The sequence below is a fragment of the Pseudogemmobacter blasticus genome, from assembly GCF_003071405.1.
Lineage (GTDB): Bacteria > Pseudomonadota > Alphaproteobacteria > Rhodobacterales > Rhodobacteraceae > Pseudogemmobacter > Pseudogemmobacter blasticus.
The window spans coordinates 411,514-437,606 of sequence record NZ_CP020470.1 but is presented as its reverse complement, the minus strand read 5'-3'; the positions used below and the strand labels follow the sequence as shown (position 1 = coordinate 437,606).

Below are 26,093 nucleotides of genomic sequence, written 5' to 3'. Positions count from 1 at the left end.
CGATGCTGGCCCGGCTGACCGCATTGCCGTTGCTGGTCGTCCTGCTGGGCGGCACGGCGCTGGTGGCGTTGCTGCCGTCGGGCCATGCGCTGATTCTGGGCGACATGCGAACGGCGCGGGCGTTCTTCTATGCCGCGCTGATGCTGGCCGTGCTGACGGTGATGCTGGGGCTGGCCACCGCGCATTGGCGGCCGCGCAATGCGGCGCGGGCGCAACTGGCGGCGCTGGTCGGGGCCTATGTCGTGCTGCCGGTGGCGATGGCGCTGCCCGTGGTCTGGGCGGTGCGCGACACCAGCCTGATCAACGCCTGGTTCGAGATGATGACCTGTTTCACCACCACCGGGTCATCGGTCTATGAACCGGGCCGGCTGCCGCCTTCGGTGCATCTGTGGCGGGCGCTGGTGTCCTGGCTGGGCGGTTACTTCATCCTGCTGGCGGCCTATGCGATTCTGGCACCGCTGAACCTGGGCGGGGCCGAGGTGATTTCCGGCCGGGTGCCGGGGCGCGGCGCGCATGGCGCGACGCAGATCACCCGTGTTGCCGACCCCGCGCTGCGCCTCAGCCGCTATGCGATGGCGATCTTGCCGGTCTATGCCGGGCTGACGCTGGCGCTGTGGGTGGCGCTGCTGATCGCGGGCGAGGATGGCTTGTTGGCGCTGACACATGCCATGGGCACGCTGTCCACCTCGGGCGTCTCGGCGGGGATCGGGCTGTCGGTCACCGGGTCGGGGCTGGCGGGCGAGGTGCTGATCCTTGGCTTTCTGGTCTTTGCCCTCAGCCGGCGGCTGATGCCGGTGCCGGGGGTGGGGCTGTCGGACCGCAAGATCTGGCACGACCCCGAGCTTCGGCTGGCAGCCTTCCTGACGGCGGTCGTGGTGCTGGTCCTGATGACACGGCACCTGATGTCCGAGGTCGAGGCGCCGCGCGAAATGGCCACGGCCACCGGCATTGCCCGTGCGCTGTGGGGGGCGATGTTCACCGCCTTGTCGTTCCTGACAACCACCGGCTACGAATCCGCCTACTGGTCCTCGGCGCGCGACTGGGCCGGGCTGGGGGCGCCGGGTCTGATGCTGCTGGGGCTGGCGATTGTCGGGGGCGGGGTCGCCACCACGGCGGGCGGGGTCAAGCTCTTGCGGGTCTATGCGCTGCTGCGGCAGGGCGAGCGCGAGCTGGAGCGGATCATCCACCCCAATTCGGTGGGCGGTCAGGGCGCCGAAGGGCGGCGGCTGCGCGGGGAAGGCGCCTATATGGCCTGGGTCTTCTTCATGCTGTTCGCGCTGTCCATCGGCCTTGTGACCGCGGTGCTGACGCTGACGGGCCAGGCCTTTCAGCCGGCGCTGGTCCTGGGCATTTCGGCGCTGACCACAACCGGCCCGCTGATCCAGGTCGCCACCGCCGAGCCGCTGTCCTATGCGGTGCTGAGCAATGCCGAAAAGATCGTGCTGGGCGTGACCATGGTCGTGGGCCGGCTTGAGACTTTGGCGCTTATCGCGCTGGTTGCGCCGGGGGGCTGGCGGGGCAAGGCGCAATTCCACATGTAACGGCCTGATTTTCGGGCTGGAATCTGCGCGATTCGCAGCTAATACTGCTTTCATTCGCAGGGCCTGCGGATACCGCGGCCTTTCCGGCCAGAAACTTCAACCGTGCCGCGACAAAACGCGGCCATCGCGCAAGGCAAAACAACAATGGCTGGCGACAAGCAAAACCTGCAGGACGCGTTTCTCAATCACGTCCGCAAGGCCAAGGTTCCGGTAACGATCTTCCTGATCAACGGCGTCAAGTTGCGGGGCGTGATTACCTGGTTTGACAATTTCTGCGTGCTGTTGCGCCGTGACGGTCAATCCCAGCTTGTCTACAAGCACGCGATCTCCACCATCATGCCGGGTGCGCCGATCAGCCTTTATGAAGGTGAAGACTGATTTCCGACCTTCCCGAAGATGACGACGACGATCCGCTGTTCGAAGACGGCGGAATCGATGCCTATGAAACGGCGGCGCGGCCCACCCGTGCCTGGGTGCTGCACCCCGACCTGAAGGCCCGCAACACCCGCCGCCTGCCCGAACACGGGCTGGCGGAAGCGGTGTCACTGGCCATGGCGCTGCCCGCGATCGAGGTGGTCGGGTCCGAAGTCGTGCGGCTGTCCAAGGTGGCGCCGGGCACGCTGTTCGGGACCGGCAAGCTGGAAGAGCTGAAGACCCGATTCAAGGCCGAAGGCATTGAGCTGGTGCTGGTGGACGGGCCGGTGACGCCGGTGCAGCAGCGCAATCTGGAAAAGGACTGGGGCGTCAAACTTCTGGACCGGACCAGCCTGATCCTTGAAATCTTTGCCGACCGCGCCCGCACCCGCGAAGGCGTGTTGCAGGTGGAACTGGCGGCGCTGTCCTATCAGCGGTCCCGCCTTGTGCGGGCCTGGACCCACCTTGAACGCCAGCGGGGCGGCTTTGGCTTTGTCGGCGGTCCGGGGGAAACCCAGATCGAATCCGACCGCCGCGCCATTGACGATCAGGTGGTGCGGCTGAAACGCCAGTTGGAACGGGTGGTCAAGACGCGCGAGTTGCACCGGGCCGCGCGGGCCAAGGTGCCGTTCCCGATTGTCGCGCTGGTCGGCTATACCAACGCCGGCAAATCGACGCTGTTCAACCGGATCACCGGCGCCTCGGTCATGGCCAAGGACATGCTGTTCGCCACGCTTGACCCCACGATGCGCGGCGTGGTGCTGCCCTCTGGCCGCAAGATCATCCTGTCCGATACGGTGGGGTTCATCAGTGACCTGCCGACGCAACTGGTGGCCGCCTTCCGCGCCACGCTGGAAGAGGTGCTGTCGGCCGATCTGATCTGCCATGTCCGCGACATCAGCCACCCCGAAACCGCCGAACAGGCCGCCGATGTGGCCGATATTCTGGCCAGCCTTGGCGTGACCTCGGCCACCCCGCAGATCGAGGTCTGGAACAAGCTGGATCTGGTCGGTCCCTCGGACCGCGAGGCGCTGGCGGCGCAATCGGCCCAGCGGCCCGATGTGCTGCCGGTTTCGGCGCTGACGGGCGAAGGGATCGACGCGCTCCTGGACCGCATCTCGCAGTCCTTCGAAGAGGAAAAGACCGAGGTGACGCTTCACCTTGGCTTTGCCGACGGCCGCCGCCGGGCCTGGCTGCACGATCAGGCGGTGGTGGTGTCGGAAGCCGATACCGAAACCGGCTGGGATGTGACCGTGCGCTGGACCGCGCGCCAGCAGAAGCGCTGGCGCGAGGCCTGATCAGTCTGCCGCCGGGGCGGGGGTCAGCACCATCACCCCAAGGGCCGCCGCCCGCGCCAGCGCGGGGTCAAGACTCATGGGGATATACTCGCCACGCCGCCACAACTCTCCCAGATCGTCGTAATGGCGGCTTAGGGGGTGGCCCGACTGGCCGGTCGCGGTGATGAAGACAGACGAATCCGGGTCGGCAAAATCATAGACGCCGCGATAGCCCGCGCCATGCACGTTCAGGAACGGGTTGTCGCCGGTGCCGGCGGTGCGGCCGCGCATCAGCGTATCATCGCCGCCGCTGGTGGATTGGCGGATGTTCACGAAATGCCGCAGCAGGGGCACCTGACCCAGAACCGGGTGGTCATGCGTGGCCTGGTGGGCATCGCCCCAGCGCCAGCTTTCCAGGTTCGGCCCCCATTTTTCCTGCAACCGCAACAGCGCCTCATCCAGCGCGATGCGGGCCAGATCGGTGCAGGTCTCGACCGCCGCCGACTGGATCACGTCGCACCAGACCGAGGCGCCGTTCACATTGCGGAACACCCGTTCGATGAACACCGGGTCGGGGTGGGTGAAACTGTCGGCCATCGGGCCCAGCTCGTCGCGGATCAGCCGGTCCATCAGGGCGCGAATCCAGGCATCCGCGATCAGCGGTTCGGGCAGATGCTCGTTCATCTCGCCGTTCCATTCGGCCAGCAGCATCAGCGCGCGCTGGCGGAACCGTTCCGGCGTGCCTTCGGGGGCGGGGTCGCCGGTGAACCACAGATCGGCGCCGATCAGCGGCAGCAGGGCGCGCGACGTGGGGTCGACCGTATCAAGCTGCGCCTCGATGAAACTTTCGCGGGTATGCACCTCGCGCGATTTCATCAGCGTCAGCCAGCGCTGGATGCGCTGCGTATCGCCCCAGAGGAAGCTGAGATGGTCGGGGAAGGGGCGGTCCACCGTCTTGTTGTTGGTGTTGCCCAGCAGGCCCGAGGGCGGGTTCAGGAAGCGCGGGTTGTCTTCATAGGGGAAGCTGCCCTTGAAGCCGGTGGCCGGCAGCCAGCCCGGCGCGGGCATCCGGCCCTGGGTCGGGTGGGCTGCATCGCGCGCCGGCATCTGGCCGATCACCTGAAGGGCAATGCCATCGGGGCCGGCCAGCATCAGGTTCTGCGCCGGCGCGATCTGCAGCCGGCCCGCCTCGATGGCCTCGGCCACGTTTTGCGACGACATCAGCCGCAGCGCGGCGGTCATGGTCGTGTCCGCGCCCGACAGCGCCGTCCAGGATAGCGCCGCGACATGGCCGGGGGGCGTGACGGTGCCCACCTCGAACTGCTTGCCGGACAGGATCGGGCCGTGGTCGGACCAGCGCAGCGTCAGCGTCAGCGGGGTGCCGTCCTTGACGGTGACAATGCTTTGCCGGCTGTCGAAACGGGCATAGCTGCCATCGGGGCGCAGGTATTCCTCGGGGTTGTCGGGGTTCAGCTTCTCGATCACCAGATCCTGATCGTCGAGATAGGCCGTGGTCAGGCCCCAGCCCATCTGTTCGCTGCGCCCGACCAGCACGGCGGGAACGCCGGGAATGGTGCCGCCGATCACGCCGCCGGTGGTCAGTTCCAGCCGCGCCAGATACCAGATCGTCGGCGCGGTAAAGCCAAGGTGCGGATCGCTGGCCAGAAGCGCGGCCCCCGCGGCCGAGCGGGATGGTGCGGCGGCCCAGGCGTTCGAGGCGCCCGCCATGCCCAGGGGCGGCAGGGGTGAGAACGGGCCAAGCGCGAAATCCAGCGGCTTGCTGGCGGGCAGGGCGCCGGGCACAAGCGCGGCATAGTCGGGCAGGGCGGCCACGCCCTTGCCCGGGTCTTCCGGCAAGATGTCGGCCAGCCGGTCCGCCGACAGGATCATCGACAGGCGCGCACGCAGCACCTCGGCCTCGGCATGGCCGGACAGTTGCAGCGCCATCAGCTTCAGGATGGCGATGGAATCGGCCGGGGCCCAGGCGGAAATCTCGGGCTCGAACATCCAGAATTCAGGCGCCCCCCGGCCACGGGCGCCCGAATTCACCTGTTCGATCCAGGCATTGACGCCGGCCGAATAGGCCTGAAGCGCGGCCAGAGTCTTGGGATCCTGCGCCGCCACGCTGTCCAGCGACAGGGTGTAGAGGTCCAGCCGACGCATCAGTTCATCCACGCCCAGCGTGGCAGAGCCGAACAGTTCCGAAAGTCGCCCCTGCGCGGTGCGGCGCAGCATCGTCATCTGCCAAAGCCTGTCCTGCGCATGAACGAAGCCAAGCGCGAAATAGACATCCTCGTCACTCTTGCCGAAGATATGCGGCACGCTGTCGTTGTTGCGCACCACTTCGACCGGGGCGGTGATGCCCTTGACGGTAAAATCCTCGTCATAATCGACCAGAGACCGCGACAGGAACCAGTAAAGCAGCAGAAGGCCCACGCCGCCCAGAACGGCGGCGGCGGTCAACAGGCGGACAAGCCAGCGGAACAGCGTGTACATCGGGGCCCTTCTTGACGGCGGCGGCGCCTTGGCGTCCTAGTCCATCTTCGGTTCAAGGGCAAATCACAGGCGGAGGCAAGCGCATGGCAAAGGTGGCATTTCTGGGTCTGGGCGTGATGGGCTTTCCGATGGCCGGGCATCTGGCAAGGGCCGGGCATCGCGTGACGGTCTGGAATCGCTCGTCCGGCAAGGCGGAACGCTGGCTGGAACAGCATGAAGGGACCGCAGCGCCCACCGCGCGCGAGGCTGCCCTTGGTGCCGAATTCGTGATGGCCTGCGTGGGCAATGACGACGACCTGCGCATGGTCTGCCTTGGCCCGGACGGGGCCTTTGCCGGCATGGACCCCGGCGCGATCTTTGTCGATCACACCACGGTTTCCGCCCGTGTGACCCGAGAGCTGGCCGAGGTGGCCGCCGAAAAGGGGCGGGGCTTTGTCGATGCGCCGGTGTCGGGCGGGCAGGCGGGGGCTGAAAACGGCCAGCTTTCCATCATGTGCGGCGGCCGCGAGGACGATTACGCCGCCGCCGAGCCGGTGATCGCCGCCTATGCCCGCATCTGCCGCCGTCTGGGCGACAGCGGCGCGGGACAACTGGCCAAGATGATGAACCAGATCTGCATCGCCGGGCTGATGCAGGGGCTGAGCGAGGCGCTGGCCTTTGGCCAGAAGGCAGGGCTGGATGGCGAGGCGGTGGTAGAAGTCATCAGCCAGGGCGCCGCGGGAAGCTGGCAGATGGCGAACCGGCACAAGACCATGCTGGCCGACCAGTTCGATTTCGGCTTCGCGGTGGACTGGATGCGCAAGGATCTGGGCATCTGCCTTGCCACCGCCGACGAGATCGGCGCGCGGCTGCCGGTGACGGCGCTGGTCGATCAGTTCTACAAGGACGTGCAACTGATGGGCGGCGGGCGCAACGACACCTCAAGCCTGATCCGCCGGCTGCGCTAGACCTCAGCCCTTTGGCGGGCGGCGGAACACCAGACGGTGCGCCGCCAGCCCGGCCAGCGCCAGCCCGGCCACCAGCCACAGCCAGTGATGCGCGGCCAGCCGGCCCAGAAGCGCCTCGGCGGCAAGGCCGAAATGGTAGCCAAGCCCGGTGAATAGCAACGCCCAGACACAGACCGACGCCCCGTTCAGTGCCGCGAAGGCGGGCCAGGACAGGGCGGTCTGTGCCAGCAGGATCGGGCCGGCGATACGGGTGCCGGGGATGAAGCGGAACAGCATCGCCATCAGGTGGCGGCTGCTTTCCAGCCGGCTTCGCAGCGGGCTGGCGGCGGCGGCCTGCCTCAGCCGGCGCAGCGGCCCGACATCGGGCGCATGGCGCGACAGCAGGAACCACATCTGATCGGCCAGAAAGGCGCCCAGCCCGGCGACGGCCGCCATGCCCGACCAGGCCCCGATACCGAACCAGCGCGCAGATCCAACCGGATCGGGCATCAGGGCGGCGGTGCCGCCATCCAGCCCGCGATGGGCAAAGACACCGCCCAGCAGGGCCGCCGTCTCGCCTTCGAAAAAGCAGCCCAGAAAAACCGCCGCCGGGCCATAGGCCTGAATCAGGGATTCGATCGACATTGCCGGCGGCGCGCGTCGGTCAGGGGATGATGCGGGTGTATTTCACGCCCGCCAGCGAGGCGCCTGCGATCAGCCCCTGCTGGCCGAACACCAGCGCGATCACCGGGTCGATCTCGGTCGTGGCCTTGCCGATGCTGCCGCCTTCTTCCGGCGTGGCATAGCGCAGGTCGGCCGATGCCGCCCAGCCCTGCGAGCGGCGGAAGTCGGACAGCGCCTCGGGCGTCATGAAGAACAGCGCGTGGGCGTATTGCTGGGCGCCGACCTGCAGGCCGATGCTGGCCTTGGTGGCCGAATAATAATCCACCGTGGCGCCCTGAATCTGCAGCGCGCCGCGCCCATAGGACCCGCCCCAGATCAGCCCCGCCTCGGTGATCAGCGGCATGTACAGCACGCCCGACGCGCGCGCGGCCAGATCGCTGGTGCCGGGATAGCGGCTGAAAAGATAGTTCTTCGTGGCATCGACCCGGGCGTCGATCTGCGCCGACCCGTTCGAGCCAACCCCGTTGCCGCAAGCCGCGGTCAGAAAGGCCGTCGCGCCGGCCCCTGCCAGAAGTCCACGTCGTGTGATCCTGTCCATCGCTCTGCCCTTTTGCCTGATCCGGGGGTCTGAGGCCCCATTGACGCAAAATCTAGCGTGTTCCGGCGCAGTTGTCATGCGTTTCGCACAGGCAGGGCCCGCATCGGCGGGATCACGCAAAGACTGTCGGGCGGTGCTTTCGCCGGTTCAGGCGCGCAGAAGCCGCGCCGCTTCGGGGGCGAAATAGGTCAGGATGCCGTCACAGCCGGCGCGTTTGAACGCCATCAGGCTTTCCATCATAACCTTCTCGCCATCGACCCAGCCGTTCAGCGCCGCGCCCTTGAGCATCGCGTATTCGCCCGACACCTGATAGGCGAAGGTCGGTGCGCCAAAGGCATCCTTCACGCGGCGGCAGATGTCGAGATAGGGCATCCCCGGTTTGACCATCACCATGTCGGCGCCTTCGCGCAGGTCGCGCTCGATCAGGCGCAGCGCCTCGTCGCTGTTGGCGGGGTTCATCTGATAGGTCTTCTTGTCGCCCTTCAGCGCCCCGCTGGCCCCCACCGCATCGCGGAACGGGCCGTAGAAGGCCGAGGCGTATTTCGCGGAATAGGACATGATCGACACATCCTTGTGGCCGGCGGCTTCCAGCGCGCTGCGCATGGCGCCGATCCGGCCATCCATCATGTCGGACGGGCCCAGAATGTCGGCCCCCGACTCGGCCTGTGCCAGCGACATCCTGACCAGCGCCTCGACGGTTTCATCGTTCACGATGATGCCATCGCGGACGATCCCGTCATGGCCGTTGGAATTGTAGGGGTCCAGCGCGACATCGGTCATCACCGCGATGTCCGGCACCGCCTGCTTGATGGCGCGGATGGCGCGGTTGGCCAGATTGTCGGGGTTCCAGGCCTCTTCGCACAGCTCGGTCTTCTTGGACGGGTCGGTGTAGGGGAACAGGCAGATCGCCGGAATTCCAAGCCCGGCCGCCAGTTCCGCCGCCTGCACCACCTTGTCGATCGACAGCCGGCTGACCCCCGGCATCGAGGCGATGGGTTCTTCCACACCCAAGCCATCGCGCACGAACAGCGGCCAGATCAGATCGCCGGTGCTGAGCACGTTTTCCTGCGTCAGGGCGCGCAGCGCGGCGGTGCGCCGCAGGCGGCGGAAGCGAAGGGCGGGGGTAGGGGCTGAGATCGGGCGCATCATCTGTCCATCTTGGCGGGCTTGGGGGCTTGCGGCCTTGTCACTTGCCTGCCATGGAAAGGCGCGCGCCTCAAGGGATGTCGGGCGCGGCAAAAAACGCAGGGGCCGGGCCGTGGACTGGTATCAGACCATCATCGGAGTGATCGACACCAGATCCTTCTCGAGCATCTGGTACTGGATCGTCGTGGCGGTCCTGTGGTCGGTCAGCAGCTACTGGGTCATGGGCGTGCCCTATGACATGCTGCAAAAGGCCCGCCGCCACGGCGGGCAAGCCCAGACCGATGTCGAAACCCTGGCCGAAATTCACGCCCGGCGCCTGCTGGACCTGTCGCGTCAGGCGGCGGTGCCGCTGTTCGCACTGGTGTCCTTCCTGCTGACCAGCCTTGTGGTGCTTGGGTTCTGGTATGGCATCCAGTTGGCGCAGGCGCTGTTCTGCCTTGCGCTGCCGATGGTGCCCATCGGCTGGCTGTCGCTGCGCACCGCGCTGAAGATCGAGGCGGGCGAGAATACCGGCCGCGCCCTGTACCACCGGCTGATGTATCACCGGCGGTCGGTCCAGGTGGTCGGGATGCTGGCGATCTTTTTCACCGGCATGTTCGGTTCCTACCAGATCATGCACGTCACGTTCCTGCATTGATCCGCAGCATGGCAGGCGAACGCATCATCCTGGGCGGCGCGCCCGAGGGCTGGGACGCCTTCCTTCTGGCGCGGGAAGTGGCCAAGGGCCGCCCCGTGATCCATGTCGCGCGCGACGACAAGCGGGCCGAGGCGATGCGCGCCGCGCTGGCGGTGGCGGCGCCGGGGCTGGTGGTGGTCGATTTTCCGGCCTGGGATTGCCTGCCCTTCGACCGCGTGTCCCCCAACCCCGAGATTGCCGCCCGCCGCATGGCCACGCTGGCGCTGCTGGCCGATGGTCTGCCGGGGCCGTTCGTGCTGCTGACCACGCTGGGCGCCGCCACCCAGCGGTTGCCCGCGCGTGAGGTGGTGCAGGCCTCCTCCTTCCGCGCCACGGTGGGCGACCGGGTGGATGAGGCGCGGCTCAAGGGATTTCTGGCGCGCATGGGCTTCACCCCGGCCTCGACCGTGGCGGAGCCCGGCGATTTCGCCATTCGCGGCGGCATCGTCGATATTTACCCGCCGGGGCCGGGCGGGCCGATCCGGCTGGATTTCTTCGGCGATGTGCTGGACGGCGCGCGCCGCTTCGATGCGGCCACGCAACGGACGGTGGAAAAGCTGGCCCGCGTCGAATTCGCGCCGGTGTCCGAGGTGATCCTGGACCCGGCGGCGATCACCCGGTTCCGCCAGAACTACCGTGCCGAATTCGGGGCCGGCGGATCGGAAGATCCGCTGTATGAAGCCGTCAGCGCCGGCCGCAAGCATCAGGGGATGGAGCACTGGCTGCCGTTCTTCCATGACCGGCTTGAGACGCTGTTCGACTATCTGCCGCAGGCGGTGGTGATGCTGGATGACCAGGTCACGCCCATGCGGCTGGCCCGGTGGGAGGCCATCGACGACGCCTATGACGCCCGCGCCGAGGCCCTGTCGGCCAAGGGCCGCATCGACACGGTCTACAAGCCGGTCGCGCCGGGGCTGCTGTATCTGGACGATGCCGGCTGGGAGGAAACGCTGGCCGACCGCCGGGTGATCCAGCTTTCGCCGCTGCCGCAGGCGCCGGGGCCGGGCGTGCTGGATGCCGGCGGCCGGATCGGACGCAATTTCGCGCCGGAACGGCAGCAAGAGAAGATAAGTCTTTTCGCGGCCTTGGCCGACCATGTTCGCAGTTTGCGCGAACAATCTTCGGTCGTGATCGCCAGTTGGTCCGAAGGCGCGCGGGACCGGCTGAAAGGGCTGCTGTCCGATCAGGGCCTGGCCACCGAAGACCTGCCGGACCTGCGGGCGCTGCCCCCGGCCCGGGGCGGTGTGCATCTGGTGGTCTGGGCGCTGGAAGCGGGCTTCACCGCGCCGGGGCTGACAGTGATCTCGGAACAGGACGTTCTGGGCGACCGTCTGACCGGAAAGCCGAAAAAACGCCGCAAGGCCGATAACTTTCTGCGCGAAGTTGATGCTTTGTCGCCCGGCGATCTGGTGGTGCATGTCGAACATGGCGTCGGGCGCTATCTGGGGATCGAGACGATCACCGCCCTTGGCGCGCCCCATGCCTGCGTGGCGCTGGAATATGCCGAAAATGCCAAGCTCTATCTGCCGGTCGAGAACATCGAACTTCTGTCGCGCTATGGCCATGACGAAGGCCTGCTTGACCGGCTGGGCGGCGGGGCCTGGCAGGCCAAGAAGGCCAGGCTCAAGGAACGCATCAAGGAAATCGCCGACCGGCTGATGCGGGTCGCGGCGGAACGGGCGCTGCGCCATGCGCCGATCCTGGAAGCCCCTCATTCCATCTGGGAGGCCTTCGCCGCGCGTTTCCCCTATCAGGAAACCGACGACCAGCTTGCCGCCATCGCCGATGTGGTGGCCGATCTGGAAAAGGGCAGCCCGATGGACCGGCTGATCGTCGGTGACGTGGGCTTCGGCAAGACCGAGGTTGCCATGCGCGCGGCCTTTGTCGCCGCGCTGTCGGGGATGCAGGTGGCGGTGATCTGCCCGACCACGCTTCTGGCCCGCCAGCATTACCGCAGTTTCGCCGAACGCTTCCGCGGCTTCCCCATCACGGTGCGCCCGCTGTCGCGCTTTGTCGGCACGAAAGAGGCCAATGCCACGCGGGCCGGGCTGACCGATGGCACGGTGGACATCGTGGTGGGCACCCATGCGTTGCTGGCCAAGTCGATCAGCTTCAAGAACCTTGGCCTTCTGATCATCGACGAGGAGCAGCATTTCGGCGTGACCCACAAGGAACGCCTGAAGGAAATGCGCAGCGAGGTTCACGTCCTGACGCTGACCGCGACGCCCATTCCGCGCACGCTGCAACTGTCGCTGACCGGGGTGCGCGATCTGTCGATCATCGCCACCCCGCCGGTGGACCGGCTGGCGATCCGCACCTACATTTCCGAATTCGACAGCATCACCATCCGCGAGGCGCTGCTGCGCGAACGGTATCGTGGCGGGCAGACCTTCTATGTGGTGCCGCGGGTGGCGGATATTCCCGAGATCGAGGATTTCCTGAAAACCCATGTTCCCGAAGTGTCCTATGTCATCGCGCATGGGCAACTGGCGGCGGGCGATCTGGATGACCGGATGAACCAGTTCTACGACGGCAAGTATGACGTGCTGCTGGCAACGACCATCGTGGAATCCGGGCTGGATATTCCGACCGCGAACACAATGATCGTGCATCGGGCCGACATGTTCGGCCTGTCGCAACTGTATCAGATCCGTGGCCGGGTGGGGCGGTCCAAGACCCGCGCCTATTGCTATCTGACAACAAAACCGCGCAGCCCGCTGACGCCGCAGGCGCAGAAGCGGCTGAAACTGCTGGGCAGCCTGGACAGCCTTGGCGCCGGGTTCAACCTGGCCAGCCATGACCTTGACCTGCGCGGCGCCGGCAATTTGCTGGGCGAGGAACAGTCGGGCCATATCAAGGAAGTCGGCTACGAGCTGTACCAGCACATGCTGGAAGAGACGATCGCCCGGATCAAGGCCGGCGATCTTCAGGGCCTGTCCACGATTTCAGACGACTGGAGCCCGCAGTTGAACCTGGGCGTTCCGGTGATGATCCCCGAGGACTATATCCCCGACCTCGACATCCGGCTGGGTCTTTACCGCCGCCTCAGCAGCCTGACCACCAAGGTGGAACTGGAAGGCTTTGCCGCCGAGCTGATCGACCGTTTCGGCCCGCTGCCGAAAGAGGTGAACACGCTGATGCTGATCGTGCGCATCAAGGCGATGTGCAAGCGGGCCGGCATCAGCCGGCTGGATGCGGGGCCGAAGGGCGCGACGGTGCAGTTCCACAACGACAAGTTCGCCAATCCGGCGGGGCTGGTCGAATTCCTCAAGGCGCAAGGCGCGGCGGCCAAGGTGCAGGGCAACAAGATCGTGCTTCAGGGCGAGATGAAGTCGGAGGCCGACCGCATCAAGGGCGCCTTCGCCATTGCCCGCGATCTGGCCGAACAGGCGCGGGCGGCTACGCCCGCCGCATCAGCAGCAGCGAAGCCGCGATAAAGACGGAAACCCCGGCCAGCAGCGGCAGCGCCGTGCCGTCGAAGGCCTGACCCACCGGAATGGCCAGCAGGACCGAGGCGACGGTGGCAATCGCCGAAATCACGCTGGCCGCCAGCCCGGCAATATGGCCCACCGGCTCCATCGCCAGGGCGTTCAGGTTGCCAATGGTCAGCCCCATCATGCCGAACATCGCAACGCCCCAGGCCACGAAGGCCGCAAAAGCCAGCGTTTCGGGCATCAGGCCCGTCGCCACCAGCGCCAGATGCAGCAGCGTCAGTGCCAGCACGGCGGCATAGCTTGCCGTCACCATGCGGCGCATCCCGACCTTGACCACCACCTTCGCGTTGAGGATCGAGCCGAAGGCGGACAGCACCGCGATCACCCCGAACCACAGCGGAAACTGGTCGGCGCGATCAAAGCGCAGGTCGAAGATGCCCTGAATCGACGACAGCATCGAAAACAGCGCGCCCAGCGTCAGCGACTGGCACAGGATCGAGATCAGCACGACGCGGTGGCTGAACAGTTCCCGCGTGGCGGCGACCAGGGCCCGCACCGAAAGCGGGCGGCGTGCCGGGGGCGGCAGCGTCTCGGGCTGGCGCAGGCCCAGCCAGACCATCGTGATCGCGGCAAAGACGATGTAGACCAGAAAGATGGTCTGCCAGTCCGAAAGCGCGATCACGCCCTGTCCCATCAGCGGCGCCAGCGCGGGCACCATGGTGAAGACCATCATGGCAAAGGACATGATCCGCGCCATTTCGCGGCCCTGGAACAGATCGCGCATCAGCGCCATCGACACGGTGCGCGGCCCAGCCGAGCCGATGCCCTGCACCACGCGGGCCACCAGCAGCAGTTCCAGCGACGAGGCGAAATAACAGGCCAGCGCCGCCACGCAGTACAGCGCCGATCCGAACAGGATCACCGGCTTGCGGCCAAAGGCATCGGACAACGGGCCGGCAACCAGCGTGCCCAGCCCCATGCCGAAGACAAAGCTGGTCAGCACCAGTTGCGCGCGGTTCGGCGCGTCGGGGGTCAGAGTCTGGGCGATTTCGGGCAGCGCGGGCAGCATCGCGTCGATCGACAGCGCGATGGTGGCGAACAGCATCGCGATCAGCGCGATGAATTCGCCCTGGCTGAGGCGTTCGGGCGCCGGGGTCGGACGGGTCATTCCTGGGCCTTCAACTCGTCAATCACCTGCGCCCAGACCTCGGGCGGTTGCGCGCCCGAGACGACATATTGCTGGGCGATCAGGAAGGTGGGCACCGCGTTCACGCCCTTTTGCCGCGCATCGGCATCGCGGGCGCGCAGGTCGTCGGCATCGGCGTCGCTGGCCAGCAGGCGCAGGGTGGCGGCGCGGTCCATGCCGCAGGCATCGGCGATGTCGGCCAGAACCTCGGGCTGGCCGATGTCGCGGCCGCCGGTCCAGTAGGCGCTGAACAGGGCCGAGACAACGGCCATCTGCCGCCCCTCGATCCCGGCCCAATGGATCAGCCGGTGGGCATCCAGCGTGTTGGGAATCCGCTTCGGCTTGTCGGGGTCCAGCGCCACGCCGGCGGTGCGGGCCACTTCGCGCAGCCGTTCATGGACGGCGGCCAGCCGGTCCTTGCCGCCCATCTTGGCCTCAAGATAGGCGCGCTTGTCCATGCCTTCGGGCGGCATGTCCGGGTTCAACTGGAACGGATGCCACTGGATGACGAACGGGTGGTCGGGGGCCGCCGCCAGCGCCCGGTCAAGGTTGGCCTTGCCGATGAAACACCAGGGGCAGACGGGATCGGAAAAGATATCAAGCCGGATCATTCGTGCCGTTTCCATAAAGGGCGGCCAGCGCCCGGCGGTTGACCTTGCCGGTGGGTCCGCGCGGAATCTCGGACACATGGACATAGCCTCGGGGGCATTTGTAGCGGGCCAGGCGTTCGGCCGCAAAGGCCTGTGCCGTGCCTTCCGGCAGAGGCTGGCCTGCGTAGAAGCACAGGGCCACGCGGGTGCCGGGCGCCACCTCGACCTCGGCCACGGCCAGATCGGTGACACCGGGCAGGCCCAGCAGGGCCTGTTCCACCTCGCGCGGGGAAACCCGCACGCCGCCGGGGTTCATCATCTCATCGGCGCGTCCGTGGTAATGGATCGCGCCGCCATGGTCCTGATGCACCAGATCGCCGGTCGCGAACCACGGGCCTTGCGGCGGATCGGCGCCTTCGTAGGACAGCATCAGCCCCGGATCGGCGGTCGAGATCGCCAGCACGCCGATTTCACCCGGTGGCAGCGGGCGGCCATCGTCACCCAGCACCGCAACACGGCGGCCGGTCTGCGGAAAGCCGGTGGCGCCCATCGGCGCCGGGCGGTCGGGCGCGCCGGAGATGAAGGTGGAAACCTCGCTCATCCCCAGGGCTTCGTGAATGTCGGTGCCGGTCGTGGCCTGCCAGTCCGCGCGCAGGTCGCGCGGCAGCGGTTCGCCGGCGGACAGCGCGTGGCGCAGCCGGGGCAGGGCCGGCAGGCCGGCCCGCAACAGGCGGCGCAGCACGGTGGGCACGGCGGCAAGGATCGTCGCGTCATGTCGGCGCAGCACCAGCGACAGGTGGTCAAGGCTGACCGAGGGCGCCGCGATCAGGGCGGTGGCCCCGACGGTCCAGGGGTCCATCAGCCCGGTGCCCATGGTATAGGTCCAGTTGAAGGCGCCCGCATGCAGCAGCCGGTCGTTCGGACCCAGCCCTTCCCAGCCCTGATACATGTAGCCGCGCGCCAGAATCGCCCGGTGGGCGTGGCGCACCGCCAGCGGCGTGCCAGAGGTGCCCGAGGTGAAGACGATATAGCCTTCCCGTTCGGCCGGGCCGAGATGCCAGTCACAGGGTGCCGCCGCCTCCCATTCCGCCAGATCGCCGGGCAGGGCGGGCACGCCTTCGGGCACCGCCACCGCCTCATCCGCCACGGTCAGCCGGGGGCGCACCACGGCGGCCATCCTGGTGATCTCGGGCGCGGTCAGCAGCGGCGAGGTGGCCACCGGCACCATCCCGGCGGCAATCGCGCCCAGATACAGCACCGGATAGGCCGGGCGGTTGCCCAGCCGGATCAGCACGCGGTCGCCGGGGCGCAGGCCCTGCGCGCGCAGCCAGCCGCCGCAGCCCCGCACGGCGCGGATCAGCCGGGCATAGCTCCAGCGTTCGGCGCCGGTCAGCGTCAGGATGGCCAGCGCGACCTTGTCGGGTGTTTCCGCCCCAGCCGCCAGCACATGGGCGGCCAGGTTGAAGCGGGAAAGATCGGGTGTGGTCATAAGCCCGGCATTAACATGCTTGCACAGGCTTGCAAGGCCCCGAGGCGCTGGCGTATCCGCATGGAGCATGACGCATCCCGATCCCAAGACCTTGATCCGCATCGCCCGCGAGGACGGGGGCGAGGCGCATGTCGAGCCGCTGGATCTGGGCGCCCGGGTGCGCGCCCTGCGCAAGGAACGCGGCTGGACGCTGGAACAGGCGGCCGGCAAGGCGGGGCTGGCGCGGTCAACGCTGTCCAAGATCGAGAACGGCCAGATGTCGCCCACCTATGAGGCGCTGAAGAAACTGGCCGAAGGGCTGGCGATCAGCGTGCCGCAACTGTTCACCCCGCCGTCGCGGACGCAGGTGAACGGCCGCATGGCGGTGACGAAATCGGGTGAAGGGCAGGCCAGCGCCACTGCCACCTATGAACACGAACTGCTGGCCAGCGGCTTGCGCAAGAAGCAGATGCTGCCTTACCGCGCCCGCATCCGGGCCCGCGAATTTGGCGAATTCGACGGCTGGGTGCGGCATGACGGGGAAGAGTTCCTCTATGTCCTGACCGGCATCGTGCGGCTTTACACCGAGTTCTATGAGCCGGTGGACCTGCGCCGGGGCGACAGCGCCTATTACGATGCCTCGATGGGGCACAATGTCATCAGCCTGTCGGAAGAGGACGCGACGGTGCTTTGGGTCACCTCGCTGGTGTAGGGCTGGCGCAGGTCTGGCCACGCGCCCCTTGCGCAAAGATGATTCCACGGCCTTTGATCTGTCGCATGGCGCGGGCGGAAAATGCCTTCCAGCGTCGGGGCTGAGGGGAACGCCTTGGGAGGGGCCGGATGAAATATGCCATCCTGACGGACATCCATGCCAACCGAGAGGCGTTCGAAGCCGTGCTGGCGGATGTCGGGGGGCGTGGGGTGGACCGGATCGTCCTGCTGGGCGATCTGGTCGGCTATGGGGCCGATCCCGAATGGTGCACCGAGAAGGCCGCCGATCTGGTGGCCAAGGGCGCGATCTGCGTGCGCGGCAACCATGACAATGCCGCCGCCGGGGCGCCCGAGATGATGTCGACCTATGCCAAGCGCGCGATGGACTGGACCAAGACCCGCGTGACCGAAGCGCATCGCCGGTTTCTGGCAGGCCTGCCGATGACGGTTGAGGAGGACGGCATCCTCTTCGTCCACGCCTCGGCCAACGCGCCCGAGGACTGGACCTATGTCACCTCGGACACCAAGGCGACGCCCTCGTTCCGGGCCAGCAAGGCGCGGCTGATCTTCTGCGGCCATGTGCATGTGCCGCTGCTGGCCAGTTGCGACATGGGCGGCATGGTGCGCCAGCAGACGTTTCGCGTGGGCTTCCCGATCCCGCTGCTGCGCAGCCGGCGCTGGCTGGCGGTGGTCGGTTCGGTGGGGCAGCCGCGCGACGGGGTGGCGCAGGCGTCCTGGGCGCTGCTGGACACCGCGATCAACGACCTGACCTTCCGCCGCGTTCCCTACAACACCGCCGCCGCCGCGCAGAAGGTGCGGGCGGCGGGCCTGCCCGAGGAACTTGCCATCCGTCTGCTCAAAGGACAGTAGCCCATGCCCGTGCGCCCCCATCCCGGCCTTGAGATCGACGGCTTCACCCTGGGTGAAAAGCTGCACACCGGCGGCTTTGCAACGATCTGGGAAGCAACCCACGCCAAGTATCGCACGCCCATGGTGATGAAGGTGCCAACCATCATGGACGGTTATGACGGGCCAACCATCGTGGGCTTCGAGATCGAGCAGATGATCATGCCGCGCCTGACCGGCCCGCATGTGCCCCGCGTGATGGGGATCGGCGATTTCGAGGTGATGCCCTATATCGTGACCGAGCGGATCGAGGGTGAGAGCTTCCTCAAGGTGTTCCAGAAGGCGCCGCTGCCGCTGTCGGATGTGCTGGAGATTGCCGCCCGCATGGTGGATGCGGTGGCCGACCTGCACCGCCAGCATGTCATCCATCTGGACCTGAAGCCCGAGAACTTCCTGCAACGCCCGACCGGCGAGATGGTGATCGTCGATTACGGCCTGTCGCGGCACGACCAGTTGCCCGACCTTCTGGCCGAGGAATTCACCATTCCGATGGGCACCTATCCCTATATCGCGCCGGAACAATACCTGCGCTGCCGCGACGACCCGCGGTCAGACCTGTTCGCGCTGGGGGCCATGCTTTACGCGCTGGCCACCGGCAAGAACCCCTGGGGCACGCCGGAAACCCTGCGCGGCGTGCGCAAGCGGCTCTGGCGCGATCCGGTGCCGCCCCGTGCGATCCGGCCGGAAATTCCCGAATGGCTGCAGGAAATCATCCTGCGCGCGCTGGTGGTTGATCCGATGCGCCGCACCCAGACGGCCGCGCAGATGGCCTTTGACCTGACGCATCCCCAGCAGGTGAAGCTGACCGCGCGGGCGCACAAGCTGAAGCAGGACAGCCTGCTGACGGTGTTCGACCGCTGGCGGGTGATGCGGAAGATCCGCCAGTTCAAGGCGCCGGATTCGGTGGCCTCGCAACTGGCCTCGGTGCCGATCATCGCGGTGGCGGTGGACCTGTCGCCCGAGGGCGAAAAGCTGTCATCCGTGCTGCGATCGGCTGTGAAGCGGATGCTGCTGATCGAACCGGACGCCCGCATCGCCTGCGTCAACGTCATCAAGACGGCGCGGATCGGCATTGATCAGGGCACCGACGATCAGGGCAACAACATCCATGTGATGCGGCTGGTGCAGTTGAAACACTGGGCGGAAGAGATCGAACTGCCCGACGACCGGCTGACCTTCACCATTCTGGAAGGCACCGATCCGGGGCAGGCGATCCTGGATTATGCGACCGCGAACCATGTGGACCACATCATGATGGGGGCGCGGGGCCATTCCACGACGCGGCGCTATCTGGGGTCGGTCTCGGCGCATGTGGTGGCCGAGGCGCATTGTTCGGTGACGGTGATCCGGCTGCCCGAACGGCGCGAGGACCGTGCGCCGGCCGAGGCCGAAGGGGCAAGCAAGGCGGCGGAATAGCGTCGGGGCCAAGGAAAAGGGGCTGCGCCATGGCTGGCACAGCCCCTTTGTCACGCGCCGGGGGCGGGTTCAGCCGAACCAGCCCTGCACGGTGCGGGCGCCGCCCGACACGTCATCCCCGACGCCGGCGATGGTGTTGCAGCCTTGAAGGGCGGCCAGAAGCGCCCCCAGAAGTATGATCTTTTTCATGCTCTTGCCTGCCGTTTGTTGTTGTCAGTCCTGATACCACCAGATGTCGGGCTGGAATCCGATCCAGTCGCCATAGAGCGGGATGCGGTCGGGGAATCTGAGCTCCTTCCGATGCGCGATCCGAGCCTTGTCAGCATACCAGATCGGAATCACGTATCTACCCGTTGTCAACACACGATCCAGCGCCTGTGTCGCCGCTGCAAATTCGGCCGGGTCCGAGGCCTTGACCATATCGGCGATCATCGCCTCGGCGGCGGGGCTGTTCATGCCCATCCAGTTGCGGGTGCCCGGTTCCGTCACCCCGGCCGATCCCCAGTACAACGTCTGTTCGTTGCCGGGGCTGAGAGACAGCGAACGTATGTAATGCGTCATGTCGAAGTCATACTTCGTCATACGTTCCTTCATCTGCGCGCTGTCCAGCATGGTGACGGTCGCGGTGATGCCAAGCGCCTTGAGTGACTCGATATAGATCGCCGCGATCGAGGCCATTTCATCCTGTCCGACGGTCAGCACGATGTCGAAGGCGAAGGGCTGGCCTGCGGCGTTGCGCAGGATGCCATCGTCGCCCACGGCCCAGCCCGCCTCTTCCAGAAGGGCGGTGGCCTTGCGGATGTTGCGGCGGTTGGAACGGTCGGTCGCCACCGGCAGGGCATAGCCGTCCAGCGCGCCGGGAAGAAGCTGGTCCCTGAACGGCGCCAGCAGGTCGGCCACGCGGCCTTCGGCGGGTTTGCCCGGCTCCATCGCCAGCGTGCTGTTCGAGAAGTAGCTCTGGATGCGCGGTTCGGTGCCGCCGGTGATGGTCTGGTTGATGAATTCGAAGTTGAAGGCCAGGATCAGCGCCTCGCGCACGCGCCAGTCGGCAAAGATGGGACGGCGGGTGTTGAACACCAGCCCCTCGATGCCCGAGGGCCGCTTGTGCGGGATTTCCGATTTCACCACATCGCCCGACTGCACCGCCGGAAAGCTGTAGTTCGACAGCCATTTCGCGGCATTGCCTTCGCGGTAGGTGCTGAGCGCCCCGGCCTTGAACGCCTCGAAGATCGCCTGTGAATTGGCGAAGTATTCGTGGCGGATCTCGTCAAAGTTCCATTGGCCCCGGTTGAAGGGCAGATCCTTGCCCCACCAGTCGGGGTTGCGGCGGAAGCTGATGAAGACGCCGGGTTCCATCTTGTCCACCACATACGGCCCCGAACCGATGGGGGCCTCGAAGGTGGTGGCCTCGAAATCCTTGCCCTGCCACTGGGCCTTTTTCAGAATCGGGCGCAGGCCCAGGATCAGCGGCAGTTCGCGGTCTTCGGTGTTGAAGGTGAACCTGACGCTGCGCGGCCCGGTCTGTTCGACCGCAGCCACCTTTTTCCAGGCGGCGTGGTAGCGCGGGTTTCCGAGGGTGCCCAGCGTCTCCATCGACCAGATGACATCCTCGACCGTGACCGGGCTGCCGTCCGAGAATCGGGCTTCTTCACGAAGGGTAAATTCCGCGTAACTGCGGGCCTCGTCCGTGCTGACCGATTCGGCCAGCAGGCCATAAAGCGAGAACGGCTCGTCATAGTTCCGGCCCATCAGCGTCTCGACCACATAGGTCGAAACGCCGGTCGCGGGCTGGCCTGCGGTGATGAACGGGTTGAGCGTGTCGAATGTGCCGGACTGGCCGAAGGTGATCTTGCCACCCTTGGGGGCATCGGGGTTCACCTGGGGCAGGGACACAAAATCCGGGGGCAGCGCGGGTTCGCCATACATAGCGATGGCGTGTCTGGGTTCGGCCTGCACGGCACTTGCCGCAAGCGACAGCATCAGGGCGGCGGCAAGGGTCTGCAACCTCGCGTAGATGTGACGGACCATCTTCGACGGTATCCCTTCGGCTTGGCTTCGATTTGCGGCCACCCTAAGCGGCGTCCCGTGCCTTTTCAAACTTTTAGCTTGGCCATCGGCGGCGGGGGGACTATATAGAACTTACTGCTCGATAGGTTTCTTGCCTGTATGAAACCTGCCTCAACGACTGAACGCCGGCCTAGCGCCGGCGTTTTTTTTGGCCCTGTCCCCCTGCGCTTTGTGCTGTCATTCCCGAACCCCGGGTGTAAGTTTGCCGCAGTTGCAGCATGGGAGAAGGGTCATGGACCTTAAGGGAAAGCGTGCCATCGTCACCGGGTCGAACTCGGGTATCGGGCTGGGCGTGGCCGAGGAGCTGGCCCGCGCCGGGGCCGATGTGGTGCTGAACAGCTTTACCGACAACGATGCCGATCACGCCCTTGCGAGCGACATGGCGACCCGATTCGGGGTGACGGTCCGCTACATCCGCGCCGACCTGTCCAAGGCCGAAGACGCGCGTGCGCTGGTCGAACAGGCCGGCGGCTGCGACATCCTGGTGAACAATGCCGGCATCCAGCATGTCGCCCCGGTCGAGGACTTCCCGGTCGAGCAATGGAACCGCATCCTTGCGATCAACCTGTCCTCGGCCTTCCACACCTCGGCCGTCGCGCTGCCGGGGATGCGGGCCAGGGGCTGGGGCCGGATCATCAACGTCGCCTCGGCGCATGGGCTGACCGCCAGCCCGTTCAAATCGGCCTATGTGGCGGCCAAGCATGGCGTGGTCGGGCTGACCAAGACCATCGCGCTGGAAACGGCGGGGCAGGGCATCACCTGCAACGCGATCTGCCCGGGCTATGTGCTGACCCCGCTGGTCGAGGCGCAGATCCCCGACCAGATGAAGGTGCACAACATGGACCGGGAAACGGTGATCCGCGAGGTTCTGCTGGACCGCCAGCCCTCGAAGCAGTTTGCCACCACGGAACAGATCGGCGGCACGGCGGTGTGGCTGTCCTCGTCCTATGCCGATCAGGTGACCGGAACCACGATTTCGGTCGATGGTGGCTGGACGGCGATGTGAGGCGGCCCAGGGTGATATGGAAGGTGGCAAGGTGCGGGTAAGTCTGGCGCTGCAGGGCGGCGGTGCGCATGGGGCCTTTACCTGGGGCGTGCTGGACCGCCTGCTTGAGGAAGACAGCCTTGAGATCGCGGCGGTGTCGGGCACCTCGGCCGGGGCGCTGAACGGCGCCGCGCTGAAGGCGGGGCTGGTGGCGGGCGGGCGTGAGGCCGCCCGCAAGCGGCTGCGCAAGCTGTGGGAGGATGTTGCCGACGTGGGCGATCTGCGGATGATCCCCTGGCTGCAACCCTTTGCGCCGGTGATGCAATACTGGCAGGACATGGCCGAAGCCCTGTTGCCGGTCAGCCCGCAGGGCATCGCGGCGCAGTTCTATTCGCCCTACGCCTGGGGCGGGGCCTGGTCGAACCCGCTGGAACCGATCGTGCGCGATCTGGATTTCACCCATATCTGCGCCGAGACAGAGCCGCGGCTGTTCATCGGCGCCACCAATCTTCGCACCGGCAAGGCGCGGGTGTTCGCCGGCCAGGACATCTCGCCCGAGGCGCTGATGGCTTCGGCCTGTATTCCGACGGTGTTCCAGGCGGTCGAGATCGACGGCGAGGCCTATTGGGATGGCGGATTCGCCGGAAACCCCTCGCTCTGGCCGCTGTATGACCGCGACCTGCCGGACGATCTGCTGATCGTGCAGGTCAACCCGATGCGGCGCGACGCGGTGCCGGACACGCCGCTGGAAATCCAGAACCGGATGAACGAGATCAGCTTCAACGCCTCGCTCATGTCAGAGCTGCGGGCGGTGGGGTTCGTCAAGCGGCTGATCGCGCAGGGGCATATTGCGAAAGGCCAGATGAAGGACTTGCGGGTCCATATCATTGCCGACGATCCGCTGATGAACGACCTTTCGGCCACGACCAAGCTGCAACCGTCCGAACATATCGTGACGCGGCTGTTCGAGGCCGGTCGCCGCGCGGCAGAGGCCTTCCTGGCCACCTGCGACGGCGACCTTGAAAAGGCGGTGCCAGTCGATCTGGCGAAGGTCTATAGCTGACGGGTCAGCGCGGTTCCTTGGGCAGCGGATAGACCAGCCCGCCCGACACGATCAGCTTGGCGGCATCCTCGACCTTCATGTCGAGGATGACCAGCTTGCTGGTGGGAACGAACAGCAGCATCCCGCTGGTGAAGGGGGTCAGGCCGACGAAGACCGAGGACATCTCTTCGCCATTGTCGGCCAGCCGGTCGGCCAGTTCGCCCTTGGGCCGGGTCGAGATGAACCCCAGCGCCCAGCTTCCGGGGCGGGGAAATTCGACCAGGCAGACCTTGTCGAAACTTTGTTCCTTCTTGTTGAAGAAGGTCTCGGCCACCTGCTTGATCGCGCCATAGACCGAACGGACGATCGGCGTGCGGTCCACCAGATTCTCGCCGGTGCGGATGATCGACCGGCCGATCAGGCCCTTTGCCATCCAGCCGATGATCACCGTGGCGAACAGGAACACCAGCACACCGACGCCACGCACCGGGAATTCGTATTCCGGGCCGAACCAGCGCCCGATCAGGGCATCGGGCTGATAGGCGGCGGGGATCAGCGGCAGGATCCAGCCGTCTAACCAACCGATGAAGGCCCAGACGATGTAGATCGTCAGGCCGATGGGCAAGACCACCACAAGCCCGGTCAGGAAACTGGCGCGAAGCCCGGCCAGAAGGCCGCGGCGGGGGGGATGGGGTTCGGTCATTGAGGCACCTGCATGGGCCCTAAATAGGCCGCAGGCCCCGGTCCGCGCAATGCCGCGCTGCCGAAAATCTGGCCGTTCACGAAGCTTTGGCCAATTCCGCGGCAATCGCGGCGGCCAGCCGGGCATTCGACAGCACCAGCGCGATGTTCGCCTTCAGCGACCGGCCTTCGGTCCGCTCGAAAATCCGCTGCAACAGGAAGGGCGTGACCGCCTTGGCGGCGATGCCCTGTGCGGCGGCCTCGGCCAGCGCGGCCTCGACATGGGGCATGATTTCGGCGCGGGGGATTTCGGCTTCAACCGGAATGGGATTGGCAACCAGTTGGCCGCCCGGCAGGCCCAGAACACCGCGCAGGCGGTGTGCGGCGGCGATCTCGGCGGCGCTGTCCATCCGCAAGGGCGCCTTCAGCCCCGAGGCGCGCGACCAGAAGGCGGGAAAGTCATCCTGCCCGAAAGCGATGACCGGCACGCCATGGGTTTCCAGCACCTCAAGCGTCTTGGGCAGGTCGAGAATGGCCTTGGCCCCGGCGGCAACCACCGTCACCGGCGTCTGCGCCAGTTCCAGAAGGTCGGCGGAAATGTCGAAACTGTCTTCGGCACCGCGATGCACCCCGCCGATGCCGCCGGTGGCAAAGACCGAAATCCCCGCCAGCCGGGCGCAGATCATGGTGGCGGCCACCGTGGTTGCGCCGGTGGCGCCGCTGGCCAGACAGGCGGCAATGTCGGCGCGGCTGAGCTTGGCCACATTCTGCGCCTGACCCAACTGGTCCAGCGTGGCATCGTCCAGCCCGGCATGGATGCGGCCGCCGATCACCGCCATGGTGGCCGGCACCGCGCCTGCGGCGCGCACCTCGGCCTCGACCGCGCGGGCGGTTTCCACGTTCTGCGGCCAGGGCATCCCATGGGTGATGATGGTGGATTCCAGCGCCACCAGCGGCGCGCCGGTTTCCCGGGCGCGCAGCACTTCGGCCGAGCAGGTAAGGGGCAGGGTCGTCATGTTCCAACATCTCCTGAAACATAGGTGGCGGCGGCCTGAAGGGCGGCCTGCAAGGCCGCCTCACGCGGGGCGCCGCGCCGTTCGGCCACCAGATGGGCGGCCATGAAGGTATCGCCCGCGCCGGTCACGCGGGTGACCAGAACCTCGGGCGGCTTGCCGATGATGACGCCCTTGCCCTGCGTGCCCTCGGCGGCGGGGCGGCCACCGTCGGTGACCAGAACCCGCTGCGCGCCGCGCGCCAGCAGCGCCTCGGCCGCTTCGGCGGCGGTGACCGCGCCGGCGCGCGACAGAAGATTGGCCTCTTCAAGGTTCACATAAAGCGTGGTGCCGGGGTGGGCCAGCAGCGGGCGCAGCCGTTCGGCCTTGCCGGGGCTGGCGGGGGCGACGCGCAGATCGGCGGCGGCAAACAGCGGCGAGGCGGCGATGTCGGACAAGAGCGCCTCGGTCAGATTGCCGTCCAGCGCCACCTGTCCGGCCCAGGGCGACCTGGACGAGCCAAGCCGGCCATCGGCCAGCGGGCGCAGGATGCGGTCGCCCGCGGTTTCCAGCGAATGGGCATCCGCCACCGCCGCGATCAGCCCGTTCGCGCCTTCGACGGCCATGTAGCGGTCGGTCGGCAGATCGTCCGAGCGATAGGCGAAGGAGGTGTCCACCCCCATGCGCTGACAGGCGGCAACCAGTTCGTCGCCTTCGGCATCGCGGCCGATGGCGGTCAGGGCGGCGGGTTGCAACCCGAAACGCGCCAGTGTCATGGCGATGTTCATGGCCACGCCGCCGGGCAGGCGGGTGATGCGGCCCGGCACGTCGGACCCCAGCCGCATCGCCGAGGGCGAGCGACCGATGATGTCCCACAGGACCGAACCTATGCAAAGGATGTCGGGTTTCGTCATGCC

Annotated in this window: 22 protein-coding genes; 11 read left to right on the top strand and 11 right to left on the bottom strand. The window is 66.8% G+C overall.

The annotated features are described in order from the left end of the window. Window positions 1-2 precede the first annotated feature (2 nt). The 3 genes from B6K69_RS02120 (at window position 3) to hflX (ending at window position 3,253) form a co-directional block, all read left to right on the top strand. Window positions 3-1,541 (top strand): TrkH family potassium uptake protein, encoded by a 1,539-nt coding sequence (locus B6K69_RS02120; protein ID WP_107672733.1) that lies wholly within the window; start codon window positions 3-5, stop codon window positions 1,539-1,541. 144 nt (window positions 1,542-1,685) lie between these two features. Next, window positions 1,686-1,919, top strand: coding sequence for an RNA chaperone Hfq (gene hfq, locus B6K69_RS02115; RefSeq protein WP_108642606.1), 234 nt, complete (start codon window positions 1,686-1,688; stop codon window positions 1,917-1,919). 35 nt (window positions 1,920-1,954) lie between these two features. Further along, window positions 1,955-3,253: a GTPase HflX gene (hflX, locus tag B6K69_RS02110; protein ID WP_418260578.1), complete on the top strand. Its 1,299-nt coding sequence runs from the start codon at window positions 1,955-1,957 to the stop codon at window positions 3,251-3,253. Here the strand turns inward: hflX and B6K69_RS02105 are convergent, their stop codons facing one another. Further along, window positions 3,254-5,728: a penicillin acylase family protein gene (locus tag B6K69_RS02105; protein WP_108642604.1), complete on the bottom strand. Its 2,475-nt coding sequence runs from the start codon at window positions 5,726-5,728 to the stop codon at window positions 3,254-3,256. A gap of 83 nt (window positions 5,729-5,811) precedes the next feature. Between B6K69_RS02105 and B6K69_RS02100 the strand changes: the two genes are divergently transcribed. Continuing rightward, window positions 5,812-6,675: an NAD(P)-dependent oxidoreductase gene (locus B6K69_RS02100; protein ID WP_107672737.1), complete on the top strand. Its 864-nt coding sequence runs from the start codon at window positions 5,812-5,814 to the stop codon at window positions 6,673-6,675. Between the two features lie 3 nt (window positions 6,676-6,678). Here B6K69_RS02100 and B6K69_RS02095 read toward each other — a convergent pair whose 3' ends face one another. The 3 genes from B6K69_RS02095 to hemB all read right to left on the bottom strand — a co-directional run bounded on the left by B6K69_RS02095 (window position 6,679) and on the right by hemB (window position 9,022). Then, entirely contained in the window at window positions 6,679-7,299 is a 621-nt protein-coding gene (locus B6K69_RS02095; protein WP_108642603.1) for a DedA family protein, read from the bottom strand. Between the two features lie 19 nt (window positions 7,300-7,318). Further along, the gene (locus B6K69_RS02090; RefSeq protein WP_107672739.1) at window positions 7,319-7,876 is read right to left on the bottom strand and encodes a lipid-binding SYLF domain-containing protein; all 558 of its coding nucleotides are present in this window, start codon (window positions 7,874-7,876) and stop codon (window positions 7,319-7,321) included. 147 nt (window positions 7,877-8,023) lie between these two features. Beyond that, complete coding sequence (hemB, locus tag B6K69_RS02085) at window positions 8,024-9,022, bottom strand: porphobilinogen synthase (protein WP_108644734.1); 999 nt, start codon at window positions 9,020-9,022, stop codon at window positions 8,024-8,026. Between the two features lie 112 nt (window positions 9,023-9,134). Here hemB and B6K69_RS02080 point away from each other — a divergent pair, with 112 nt between their 5' ends. Together B6K69_RS02080 and mfd are read left to right on the top strand one after the other, a co-directional pair. Beyond that, complete coding sequence (locus B6K69_RS02080; RefSeq protein WP_107672740.1) at window positions 9,135-9,659, top strand: component of SufBCD complex; 525 nt, start codon at window positions 9,135-9,137, stop codon at window positions 9,657-9,659. Between the two features lie 8 nt (window positions 9,660-9,667). Further along, window positions 9,668-13,135, top strand: a complete 3,468-nt coding sequence (mfd, locus tag B6K69_RS02075) for a transcription-repair coupling factor (protein WP_108642602.1) — start codon at window positions 9,668-9,670, stop codon at window positions 13,133-13,135. Here mfd and B6K69_RS02070 read toward each other — a convergent pair. Genes B6K69_RS02070 through B6K69_RS02060 form a run of 3 tightly spaced genes read right to left on the bottom strand, consistent with a single transcriptional unit; the run spans window position 13,098 to window position 16,397 of the window. Beyond that, window positions 13,098-14,300 carry a multidrug effflux MFS transporter gene (locus B6K69_RS02070; protein ID WP_108642601.1) on the bottom strand — a complete coding sequence of 401 codons (1,203 nt, stop codon included), beginning with the start codon at window positions 14,298-14,300 and terminating at the stop codon, window positions 13,098-13,100. The two genes, mfd and B6K69_RS02070, sit on opposite strands and share 38 nt — an antisense overlap. Beyond that, window positions 14,297-14,929 carry a DsbA family oxidoreductase gene (locus tag B6K69_RS02065; RefSeq protein ID WP_108642600.1) on the bottom strand — a complete coding sequence of 211 codons (633 nt, stop codon included), beginning with the start codon at window positions 14,927-14,929 and terminating at the stop codon, window positions 14,297-14,299. Before B6K69_RS02065 ends, B6K69_RS02070 begins: the two co-directional genes overlap by 4 nt. Next, on the bottom strand, window positions 14,916-16,397 hold the full coding sequence (locus B6K69_RS02060) for a class I adenylate-forming enzyme family protein (RefSeq protein ID WP_108642599.1): 1,482 nt from the start codon (window positions 16,395-16,397) through the stop codon (window positions 14,916-14,918). The genes B6K69_RS02065 and B6K69_RS02060 overlap by 14 nt, the downstream gene beginning before the upstream one ends. A gap of 67 nt (window positions 16,398-16,464) precedes the next feature. Between B6K69_RS02060 and B6K69_RS02055 the strand changes: the two genes are divergently transcribed. The 3 genes from B6K69_RS02055 (at window position 16,465) to B6K69_RS02045 (ending at window position 19,409) form a co-directional block, all read left to right on the top strand. Beyond that, window positions 16,465-17,088, top strand: a complete 624-nt coding sequence (locus B6K69_RS02055; RefSeq protein WP_108642598.1) for a helix-turn-helix domain-containing protein — start codon at window positions 16,465-16,467, stop codon at window positions 17,086-17,088. 128 nt (window positions 17,089-17,216) lie between these two features. Then, window positions 17,217-17,957, top strand: a complete 741-nt coding sequence (locus tag B6K69_RS02050) for a metallophosphoesterase family protein (RefSeq protein ID WP_108642597.1) — start codon at window positions 17,217-17,219, stop codon at window positions 17,955-17,957. 3 nt (window positions 17,958-17,960) lie between these two features. Further along, entirely contained in the window at window positions 17,961-19,409 is a 1,449-nt protein-coding gene (locus B6K69_RS02045; protein WP_108642596.1) for a bifunctional serine/threonine-protein kinase/universal stress protein, read from the top strand. 213 nt (window positions 19,410-19,622) lie between these two features. On the opposite strand, the gene B6K69_RS02040 is transcribed toward B6K69_RS02045, so the two are convergent. Further along, entirely contained in the window at window positions 19,623-21,437 is a 1,815-nt protein-coding gene (locus B6K69_RS02040) for an extracellular solute-binding protein (RefSeq protein ID WP_108642595.1), read from the bottom strand. A 271-nt stretch (window positions 21,438-21,708) separates the two neighbouring features. Here B6K69_RS02040 and B6K69_RS02035 point away from each other — a divergent pair, with 271 nt between their 5' ends. Continuing rightward, on the top strand, window positions 21,709-22,482 hold the full coding sequence (locus B6K69_RS02035; protein WP_108642594.1) for a 3-hydroxybutyrate dehydrogenase: 774 nt from the start codon (window positions 21,709-21,711) through the stop codon (window positions 22,480-22,482). Window positions 22,483-22,498: 16 nt separating this feature from the next. After that, complete coding sequence (locus B6K69_RS02030) at window positions 22,499-23,524, top strand: patatin-like phospholipase family protein (RefSeq protein ID WP_108642593.1); 1,026 nt, start codon at window positions 22,499-22,501, stop codon at window positions 23,522-23,524. 4 nt (window positions 23,525-23,528) lie between these two features. On the opposite strand, the gene B6K69_RS02025 is transcribed toward B6K69_RS02030, so the two are convergent. The 3 genes from B6K69_RS02025 to B6K69_RS02015 form a co-directional block, all read right to left on the bottom strand. Beyond that, window positions 23,529-24,206, bottom strand: a complete 678-nt coding sequence (locus B6K69_RS02025; RefSeq protein WP_107672750.1) for a DUF502 domain-containing protein — start codon at window positions 24,204-24,206, stop codon at window positions 23,529-23,531. A gap of 76 nt (window positions 24,207-24,282) precedes the next feature. Further along, window positions 24,283-25,200, bottom strand: coding sequence for a pseudouridine-5'-phosphate glycosidase (locus B6K69_RS02020; protein ID WP_108642592.1), 918 nt, complete (start codon window positions 25,198-25,200; stop codon window positions 24,283-24,285). Next, a complete protein-coding gene (locus B6K69_RS02015) occupies window positions 25,197-26,090 on the bottom strand; it encodes a PfkB family carbohydrate kinase (protein ID WP_108644733.1) in 894 nt (297 codons plus the stop codon). The genes B6K69_RS02020 and B6K69_RS02015 overlap by 4 nt, the downstream gene beginning before the upstream one ends. Between the last annotated feature and the right edge of the window lie 3 nt (window positions 26,091-26,093).